We start from the raw sequence: 9,465 nt of genomic DNA, 5'->3' as shown, positions 1-9,465 counted from the left end.
CATTTTAAAGCGGGCAGGGCCTTTTTCTGCCTCATGCGAAGTAAAAACAGAATGAGCAAACGAGTGTAGGTTACTTTTTATTCTGCATAGCAGGGATTTAGATGTCGAAACATTAAAATGGATTTATATAAAATTCATATGTAAATTCAGTAATATAGGAAATTATCCAAATGAACTATACGACAACGCTGAATATGTGGAATGTTGTTATCATTTTTAATTCGTAAATTCCTATTGTATTTTCAAATCATGATAGTTATATAGCAAAAACTCCTAATTTCTCAGGAGTTATGTTATAATAGCTCATTTTTTCCAATTTTATTATAATTATATAATATTTGGTTACACAAAACAATTGAACGTTATGTGAACAAAGAGGTCATGTTGTATTCTGCATAGCAGCAACTTGGATGTCGAAAAATTAACATGCATTTATATAATTGAAATCGTGGGTTGCGATACGATAGTCTTTATTTTCCAAACAATATGTCCGTACATCTATCAATCATTACAATGATTTTTAAAAATAACAAAGGCAAGTGATCTCAGCTATACACTAAAACCACTTGCCTTATAAGATTTTATTTAGTTATGAAAAGAAGGCTTATAGAATGAACGATTATCAAGCGCAAAGACACGCTCTGTGTATTCACCTGGTTTTGTGCGTCCAAGGGCACGATCCATCATGTTCATCTTCGCATCTAAATTATCGATGTAATGCAGAATTTCTGCTTCTTTTACTAATGGTGGTTTTGGACTACCCCATTCCGCTTTTCCATGATGAGATAAAACGATGTGCTGAAGAATTAATACTTCTTCGCCTTCAATTTTTAACTCATCTGCCGCTTTTCCAATTTCGTTTACCATGATGGAAATATGACCAAGCAGATTTCCTTCTAACGTATACGTTGTTGAAATTGGGCCAGACAATTCGATTACTTTACCAAGGTCATGTAAAATAACACCTGCATACAGTAAATCTTTGTCTAAAGATGGATACAGCGTAGAAATTGCTTTCGCTAAATCAAGCATGGATACAACGTGGTAAGCAAGTCCTGATACGAACTCATGATGATTTTTCGTTGCTGCTGGATAATCTAAAAATTCATTTTGATGTTTATTTAATAAGTGTCTTGTCAAACGCTGAATGTTCGAGTTTCTCATTTCAAATATGTACTGTGTAATCTTTTCCACCATATCTTCTTTTTTCACTGGTGCTTTTTCTACAAAGTCTGAGATATCTGTCACTTCATTCGCATTCGCAACACGAATTTGTTTCACACGCAGTTGAATGCGTCCTTTATAATTTTGGATATCCCCAGCTACTTTCACAATCGTTTCTGCTACATATTGCTTCTCCACTTCTGGTGATACGTCCCATAGCTTCGCTTCAATATCGCCGCTCTGGTCCTGTAAGATTACTGTTAAAAACGGCTTCCCATTACTCGCGATTCCTTTTGTCGCTGTCTTAATTAACAAGAAGATATCGACTTGTTCACCAACTTCATACTCTGCAATTTTCTTTTTCATCCTGATTCCTCCACCAACTTAAGTACTTTTAGTATAGCACACTACACCTGATTTTCTTTATGTCCACGCGGTAATTTTATCATCTGTTTTTCTGTAAAGAACGATAATAAATGCGCATGACATGTAAAGAAGATAACCTGTCTATCCTTCGCAATCTCTTTAATTAGCTGGGTTGTTCGTTCTGTTCTTATTGCATCAAAATGCACAAAGCTATCATCAATAATAAAGGGATAATTATGCTCAAACGTATGAGCAAGTGCAAATCTTAGTGATAAATACAACTGCTCCGCTGTCGCCTGACTTAGCTCATGACTGTAAAAACGAATACCATCGCTGCGTTCAACGATAAATGGCTCTGTTTCTGACGGTGAAAAAATCTTACTGTACTTCTCACCTGTTAAGTATACAAAATACTCTTCCGATTTTTGTAAAATACGCGGCAGTTGTACTTCATGGTAATATTGCTTCGTTTTTGTTAGCACCGTTTTTGCCGCTGCATACGCTGCCCACTTTTTCACTTGTTCGCGCACATGCGATTTTTTCATTTCCCATTCATGTAGTAAATCACCGTACGTACTACCTTCTTCTAAATTCGCAATTTCTACGCGGTGCTCCGCGATACGCTCAGTTAGTTCCTTCTCTTTAGAGAGAAAACCTTGTATACGCTGCGCTTCTTGCTTCAGCTTCTCTTCATAGCCTTCTGCCTGATAGTTCTCAGCTAATGATAATCTTGTTAAACGCTGCTCTAGCATATCAATCTGCGGTAATAAGCGCTGCACTTGTTTCTCTGCATCTTCACGCTTTTCAGCCTGCACCCCTGCTTCTAAAAACATTTCTTCATCCAAAACTCCTGCCATTTTCCATAGTCCATCTCTTTCTAACAGAAGCTGCTTCATTTGGTGCTGTAATAATTCATATTCTTCCTGCCACTCAGCAAGCTTTTCCTGCAACTGCTTATATAGCTGTCTCTTTTCTTTTTCCTGCTGAATGCGATCACGAATCATATGAAGGGTATCAAAGCCTGTATCTTTCATAACATTCTCTAGTTTATGTTCAAACTGAGAAATCATTTCATATAATGCATCTTTTCGCTCTAATTGTTTCCCTAATTCACGATATAATTGCTGTATTTTTTCAATACGTTCAAACGCCGATAATACGTGTGCATGTGTATAAAAGCTTGGAAATAAATATTGCCCCTTGTATACATCTACGCGCTCCGCTATACGAAACGTATCTCTCTCCCATTCTTCATATGCCGAAACAACTTTATCATAACTTCTTTCCATCTGCTGCAATTTATAAGACTCTCGCTCAAATACTTTGCGCATCTCTTCATCTTTTTCTAATTGATAGCGAATGGACAGTGCCTCTTCGCTTTGACGTCCTCCAGCGCTCTGCTGTAATGTAAGCAGTTCCGCTTGCAAACCATCAGTAGAAGAATCTTTATACAAAACAAGCGACAGTACAATGAGAACAAAAACGATAACACTTGTAAATAACAAAGCGCGGTTATCTAAAAATAAACTCGTCAGCAAAATCCCTGTATTCATAAGTAACAAAAGAAGACAAATTCTCTGCCAACGCTTTTTCTTTTGCTGCGCGGCTTTCGTTCTTTCTTCATATTTATGCTGAATCCGCTCAACACCTGTACCAACAAAGCCCTTATCTTGAAACGTTTTTTCCTTTTCGGCAAATGCCTGTCTTTCTTCATCTGATAACATTTGTTTTTGAATGTGCCTTATATTCTCTTCTTGTTCTTCTAATTGCTCTTGGGCTGCTTTAAAACGGTCATCCAGCTGTTCTTTTCGCGTTTCTAACTCCCTTGCTTTTTGCACAGTTTGCGTAATCAATTCTTTTACCGCAAGGCTTGTATCAAAGGACAGAACACTTTCTTTTTCAAAACGAGTACCAATTTGATGCTGCAATTCTTCTATTTCGTCTTTTATATTACCAATACTTCCAGTAATATCACGCATTTCTTGACGCGCATTTTCATATGACATATGCTGCATGCGAAGTTCTTCTACATAGCTTTCTTTTTGCAGAAGCGCTTCTTCTATTTCAAGCGCATCCACTTCCGGTTGCACTATCTCCATCTTTTTCTGAAGCGTATCTAGCTGGACACCAAGCGGTTCAATCTTTGCTTTTATCGTTTCATAACGCGCTGCACCTCGAACAGGAAAATGTCCTTCCTGCTCTTCTAATAACTTTTCATAAGCTCGTTTTTCAATTACAAGAGGCTCAAGCGCCGATAAAATTTCATAGTCTTGCTTTCGCTGCTCTGCCAGCTCTTTTTCAGTGCGAATATGAAGAAGCCGCTCTTCGCTTTCCTTTAGCTGCTTCACTTGTTTTTCATACGTACCAATCTTTCCTTGCCACTCGCTAAGTTTCTCCTGAAGCTTCTTCATTTCTTGCAGTGATACATTAATTTCAGGCTTACGGCCATTCGGTTTAAAGCGCTGGTCCATTTCTTTTTCCAGCTTTTTATCTAACTGTAATAATGCATCACTTCCAACTGCACTTGCTGAAAATAAATAATTGCCAATATCCGCTTCACCGAGCTGATGAATATTTTGCAAACCATGCATATCAAATGAAAAGATAGAATCAAACAAGCTCTCATTCATCCCGCTTACGATATCTTGTAAAACTTCTTCGCCGCCTGTTGTTCCATCTTCAAAGTAAACCGTTACTTCCCCAGCAGCTGTTTTCGGAAGACGCTCGATTTTCAGGCGTCCATACTGCTTCGTCATCACCGTTATCGCACCGCCATATTTCCCGCCTTCTTTCGGTTCATAACGCTTTTGTCCTCTCGTAGGAAATCCGAATAAAATACTCTTCATAAATGAACGAATCGTCGATTTCCCCGCTTCATTTTCACCATACAACACCGTCAGCAATGAAAGATCTATTTCCACATTTTCTAATTTTCCATAGCCATAAATATGGAGTTTTTCAATTCTCATTTTTTATCCCTCTCTTGCTGGAATAATTGCTCTAATATAATATTTTCTGCTTCCTTTTGAATCTCTGCTTTCTCCTCTTCTGAAAAAGACTCAATGACATTACGGGCAACAGGAGATGACCAAATCGTTCGAAGCACCGCATCCATATTCGTAAATGATTCTAACTCTTGCAGGACATTACCAACAAAATGATTCTCCTCTTTTAACCGCTCGATTTCCGCAAATGAAATCGTCTCATTCTTCCACTTGATGACATACACAAAATCTCTTCGCTCTTCCCCCGCTGCTAAAATATGAAAAATCTCTTCCACTCGCTTTTCATCACGTAAATAAGGAGACAACGGTCCTTGCCCTGTAAACAAAACTGTCAAAAACGTTCCTTCCTCAGCTTTGCGCCGCTCATTGATCGCTTCCGTACAAGCTGTCATAAGATCATCAACGTTTTCTAGTTCATCGATACGAATTTCTATTTCTCCCCAAATAACATCCGCCACACCGAAAAAGGAACAATTCGTACCTTGCTCTGTTATCTCAACAAGGTACGCTCCTTTCTCTCCCGTTTCCTTTCGATGACGCCCTTGTATATTCCCTGGGTAAACAATATATGGTTCTTCTGCTAAAATTTCGCGCTTATGTATATGGCCAAGAGCCCAGTAATCAAACTGTTTTTCTTTCAGCTCACGAATTTGAAACGGTGCATAACGATTATGCTCCGCATCGCCGCCTTCCACACTTCCGTGAAGCATCCCAATATGAAAAGGCGCGTCGCTCATTTTTGCATACTGCGCCGTCATATTATCGGTTACGGCTTGCTGTAAGTAACTAAATCCATAAATCGATGCAAGAAGTTCACCATCTTTGTAAAATGACTTCTCTTCTACATATGGCTCTGTAAACACATGAACATTCTCTGGAAACTCAATTGCCGCCCAGCTTCCGCCTAAATGATCGTGATTGCCATGAATCATATACACAGGAATCTCATACTGCGCAAGCCTTTTCATCTGCTCCCTCACAAACACCTGCGCACGCAAACTTCTCGTTTCCGCATCATATAAATCCCCTGCAAGCAGTACAAAATCAACACGCTCTTGAATGGCTTTATCGATAATACGTTCAAACGACTGAAACGTACTTTGCTTCATTCTTTCCCAAACAGATGCTGGCACATTCATTTCCATCCCTTTAAACGGACTATCTAAATGTAAATCGGCCGCATGAATAAACTTTACTTCTTTCACAATGTAACGCCCTTTCTCCGTCATACTTAGTTTTATTTTAGCACGATGTATCACATATTTCTTTTGCATAATTGCTCGTTTTTGGACGTAGTAGCTACAACATTCTGATTCTTTACTCTGACGGTGTAAAAAAATAAAAAAGATGTTTAAAACATAATAAAGTTCTTTTAAAAGTAAAAAACATGAAAGTTATTTTTCGGATGATTTTCTTTTGTATTTAGGAGGACATTAAGAATATCTTATATTGTTCTCATCGTATTTTAATGTTTTTTTAGTAGAGTATACCTTGTATCCTACAAGGAAAGAGGAAGAAAACGATGCATATACTACATTTTTTAAGCGAATATATAAAACACCCAAGAACTGTAGGAGCAATCTTGTCAAGTTCTAAGCAACTTGCAAAACAAATGATATCTCCTATTAATTTTGGACAAGCAAAATGCATTATTGAGTATGGACCAGGAACCGGAGTGTTTACAAAGCAGCTCATTCAACATAAACATAATGACACATTATTGCTAATCATTGAGAGCAATAAACAATTTTACGATATCCTTCAAAATAAATATGCAGACATGAAAAATGTGTACATTATTCATGACTCTGCCGAATATACGGAAAAATATATTCAGCAATATAAAATTCCTCAAGTCGATTATATTGTTTCAGGATTACCCTTTACCAGTTTATCCCTGGATACTTCTCAAAAGATATTACAAGTAACAAAAGAACTGTTAGGAGAGAATGGAAAATTTATTACTTTCCAATATACACGTCTTAAACAACAATTTTTCCGATCTTTCTTTACAAATATTGAAATTAAAAAAACAAACTGGAATATCCCACCAGCCTTTGTGTTTACTTGCTGTATGTAAGGAAACGGGGATTCACCTCCCTCTCCTTACATATTAAAGCGAAATGTATCCATTATTTGTACCATTTAATACCGAGAAAGAAAATAAAAAGAAACGATATATATACAAATTAATTAGAATGAAATCATAGCCCCTCTTTCCTCTTCAAAAATAAAATAGATACAAAAGCCATCTTACTTATTACCAATCATGTCACATATTTCTTTGCATATTCTATCGTTTTATGACAAAATAGTTATAAGATTCTGATTTTAATTTGGAGGGGATTTTTCATGGGAGCATACGTTCTAACAGTCTTTGAAAAAGATGGTTCAAAAGCATTAGACGAATCATTCGAGGCCGCAACAGAAACAGAAGCGAAATCAAAGGGTGAATCTATTTTACGAGAAAAAGGATTGTATGAAAAAACACATCGCTGCACATCTTCAGCAGGAAAGCTTGTTTTATTCCAGCGCTAAAAAAAGAAGCGTCATCCGCTTCTTTTTCATTCCATATCTTCATCACACCACGTAAATACCACATCTAGAATGCGATTTCCAAGACGCACGCGCCGATTCCACTCTCCAGCTTGAATTTGGCGCGTTAGCTCATCTTTCATCTTTTCCGTCCAGTCGTGAATGGTTCCATTCCCGTCGTACGGATATACGCCCTGGAACTCTTCCTGCAGAAGACTAAGGCTTTCTGCATCCAAATGAAAATGGAAAAAGTAGTTTGCCGTAAGCGATGGTTCTTGCAATTTTAAAAACGGATCGTCAATTTGCTTTTTATTTCGGTAGAAAGTAAATATATTCACCTTTCCGCTCGTAATTTGGTCAATTTGAATTTCGTGCTTCTCTATAATCACGTCTTTTCCACCTCGTTATATACTACCTTTAGTATATATGTCTTTTGCACCGAAGTTAACCATTTTCACACGAAATTCATTTTCTTCGCCTATTTCCCGTACCTCCAAGTAACAATCAGAACAAATAAACTACACCAAACATGAAGGGGAGAGATTATATGTATTTCGGAAGCAAAGGTTGGTATGTAAGCGAATTAAAAAAATTAGGTATTCGTTACTACGAAGGCAGAAAACTAGAATCTTATCGTACGCATGTGTTGGCTAGTTTGCTTGAAAAAGCGAAGAGACAATCTGCTTAATTTAAAGAAGCTCCTTCTTAGGCTGAAGGAGCTTTTTTATTTACCGTATTCTGCAGATCGTCTAAAGTAATAAAAAGCAAATTCACTACATTCTGCTTCCTATTTTTTGTAAGATCAATCCTTTAGATCTAGCAAGTTTAACCCAGCCTGGATATTCGGTCATAAGCAAATCATATAGCTGATTATCAGGTATTCCGGCAGGATCTGCTACATGAAAGAAATTTGCATTATCAATGAAGCGCCCTGTTAGGTTATCCAACTCTTCTAAAAAACCAAAATTGCCAACGTTTTGATAGTTACCATAGACATCATAATTCGATTCACCTATCGCCATAAACTTCCAGAAAATAGGCTCATATGAGGAGCTTTCTATTTCACCAATCGTACGGGTTTCATCAAAGGCTGCGCCGTCTGTTAAGAACATAACATATACAGGAGTTTCCTCGGATAATGGCTCCCTGCGTCTTTGAGCGAAACCAAAGTAATGTTCCCTAACCATTTTCATAACATCGGAATAATAGGTAGCGCCCTCAAGTGGATAGCGATGAATCATCCGATTAACAAAACCATCAAAATTATCAATCGTTAATTCACCAGCATCATGAGCATATTGTCCGAACAAAAAGATATCGATTGAACCATCATCATCAAACCTAGTTCCAAGCGCTAATATCCTTTCAGCGAATTCTTGAATCTTTCCAGATCTATACAAATCATACATGGAACCAGAAATATCTAAACAAAGGGCCACTTTTGCTTCATGATTTTGCAACCCAACCTTTTCCAAAGAAATCTTCGCCTTTTTAGAAAGATCGAGTAATTTCGGAGCCTGCTTGGCCATTTTTTTCTCTAGTAAAACCTTTTTACTATTTACGATTGGAGTAGGCATCTGTTGATTTATGGTATTTTGTACTTCTTGCTTATCCGCAACCTCACCACCAAAATGCTCTAGTAATGCAGCTAACCCGCCATTAAATCCTTGTCCAACAGCAGAAAGTCTCCACATTGACTTATAGTAAATTTCTGAAATAATGATCGCTTTTTCATTTTCAAACTGATTTCCTGTAAATTCGTATTTTAGGATTGGCTGTCCATTTGCTTTCACTAGCATGTATCCTGAAGAAACCATAGCCATTGTTCCATTGTTATCAATTGTTGCTGTGAACACTAAATTCTGAACAGTAGAAAGCGGAACATGTGATAAATCGATTAAAAAATTGCTGTATCCATTACCATGTGATGTAAGACACATTTCTCTATTTGGAGATTGTAATTGATTATAAAAAACGACAAATCGATCATCCACTATTTTCTTGTCTGCATTTAATCCAAAACAAGTAATATCAATTTCTAAGCTAGATTGTATCGAAATCTCAACTTGTAATTCTTTACATGAAGTGTAATCTGATAACTTGACCTTTTCCCCTCTAATTAAGGACTTCATATACGTATCCCCTTTTTATTCATCTATATATAATAGCTTACAATACTACAAGAAAAGGGAAAAGTGGAATCTTAATGATATGAATATATATACAGCAATTAAAAAACCGACATAAACCCCCTCTTTTTAAGTGAGAGAGAGGATCTGGCTATGCATAGCGTCAGGGCCTTTTTCTGCCACATGCGAAGTAAAAACGGAAAGAGTAAACGAGTGTAGGTTACTTTTTATTCCACATAGCAAGAATTTAGATGTCGAAAAATGAA

8 protein-coding genes are annotated in these 9,465 nt (G+C 37.1%); 3 read left to right on the top strand and 5 right to left on the bottom strand.

Features of this window, described 5'->3' with window-relative positions; genetic code table 11:
• Nucleotides 1-585: 585 nt before the first annotated feature.
• From yhaM to V7183_RS20645, 3 genes are read right to left on the bottom strand one after another with little or no spacing between them, the layout of a single operon-like run.
• Nucleotides 586-1,530: a 3'-5' exoribonuclease YhaM gene (gene yhaM, locus V7183_RS20655; RefSeq protein ID WP_335360671.1), complete on the bottom strand. Its 945-nt coding sequence runs from the start codon at nucleotides 1,528-1,530 to the stop codon at nucleotides 586-588.
• 41 nt (nucleotides 1,531-1,571) lie between these two features.
• Nucleotides 1,572-4,499, bottom strand: coding sequence for an ATP-binding protein (locus tag V7183_RS20650; RefSeq protein WP_335360670.1), 2,928 nt, complete (start codon nucleotides 4,497-4,499; stop codon nucleotides 1,572-1,574).
• The gene (locus V7183_RS20645) at nucleotides 4,496-5,740 is read right to left on the bottom strand and encodes a metallophosphoesterase family protein (RefSeq protein WP_335360669.1); all 1,245 of its coding nucleotides are present in this window, start codon (nucleotides 5,738-5,740) and stop codon (nucleotides 4,496-4,498) included. The genes V7183_RS20650 and V7183_RS20645 overlap by 4 nt, the downstream gene beginning before the upstream one ends.
• A 317-nt stretch (nucleotides 5,741-6,057) precedes the next feature.
• Between V7183_RS20645 and V7183_RS20640 the strand changes: the two genes are divergently transcribed.
• Both V7183_RS20640 and V7183_RS20635 read left to right on the top strand, forming a co-directional pair.
• Complete coding sequence (locus tag V7183_RS20640; protein ID WP_335360668.1) at nucleotides 6,058-6,615, top strand: class I SAM-dependent methyltransferase; 558 nt, start codon at nucleotides 6,058-6,060, stop codon at nucleotides 6,613-6,615.
• Nucleotides 6,616-6,887: 272 nt separating this feature from the next.
• A complete protein-coding gene (locus tag V7183_RS20635) occupies nucleotides 6,888-7,073 on the top strand; it encodes a YhzD family protein (RefSeq protein ID WP_335360667.1) in 186 nt (61 codons plus the stop codon).
• Nucleotides 7,074-7,099: 26 nt separating this feature from the next.
• On the opposite strand, the gene V7183_RS20630 is transcribed toward V7183_RS20635, so the two are convergent.
• A complete protein-coding gene (locus V7183_RS20630) occupies nucleotides 7,100-7,459 on the bottom strand; it encodes a hypothetical protein (protein WP_335360666.1) in 360 nt (119 codons plus the stop codon).
• 158 nt (nucleotides 7,460-7,617) lie between these two features.
• Here V7183_RS20630 and V7183_RS20625 point away from each other — a divergent pair, with 158 nt between their 5' ends.
• Nucleotides 7,618-7,758: a YflJ family protein gene (locus V7183_RS20625; RefSeq protein WP_097899701.1), complete on the top strand. Its 141-nt coding sequence runs from the start codon at nucleotides 7,618-7,620 to the stop codon at nucleotides 7,756-7,758.
• Between the two features lie 85 nt (nucleotides 7,759-7,843).
• On the opposite strand, the gene V7183_RS20620 is transcribed toward V7183_RS20625, so the two are convergent.
• Nucleotides 7,844-9,202 carry a VWA domain-containing protein gene (locus V7183_RS20620; RefSeq protein ID WP_335360665.1) on the bottom strand — a complete coding sequence of 453 codons (1,359 nt, stop codon included), beginning with the start codon at nucleotides 9,200-9,202 and terminating at the stop codon, nucleotides 7,844-7,846.
• Nucleotides 9,203-9,465 lie beyond the last annotated feature (263 nt).

Source organism: Bacillus sp. JJ1127, assembly GCF_036965845.1.
Taxonomy (GTDB): Bacteria; Bacillota; Bacilli; order Bacillales; family Bacillaceae_G; genus Bacillus_A.
Note: the sequence above shows the minus strand (reverse complement) of the source record. Positions and strands in the feature narration are given on the sequence as shown.

What these genes read in the sequence shown, in the direction of transcription:
- yhaM (WP_335360671.1), bottom strand. Translation starts at nt 1,530, where the DNA reads ATGAAAAAGAAAATTGCAGAGTATGAAGTTGGTGAACAAGTCGATATC.
- V7183_RS20650 (WP_335360670.1), bottom strand. Translation starts at nt 4,499, where the DNA reads ATGAGAATTGAAAAACTCCATATTTATGGCTATGGAAAATTAGAAAAT.
- V7183_RS20620 (WP_335360665.1), bottom strand. Translation starts at nt 9,202, where the DNA reads ATGAAGTCCTTAATTAGAGGGGAAAAGGTCAAGTTATCAGATTACACT.
- V7183_RS20640 (WP_335360668.1), top strand. Translation starts at nt 6,058, where the DNA reads ATGCATATACTACATTTTTTAAGCGAATATATAAAACACCCAAGAACT.
- V7183_RS20625 (WP_097899701.1), top strand. Translation starts at nt 7,618, where the DNA reads ATGTATTTCGGAAGCAAAGGTTGGTATGTAAGCGAATTAAAAAAATTA.
- V7183_RS20635 (WP_335360667.1), top strand. Translation starts at nt 6,888, where the DNA reads ATGGGAGCATACGTTCTAACAGTCTTTGAAAAAGATGGTTCAAAAGCA.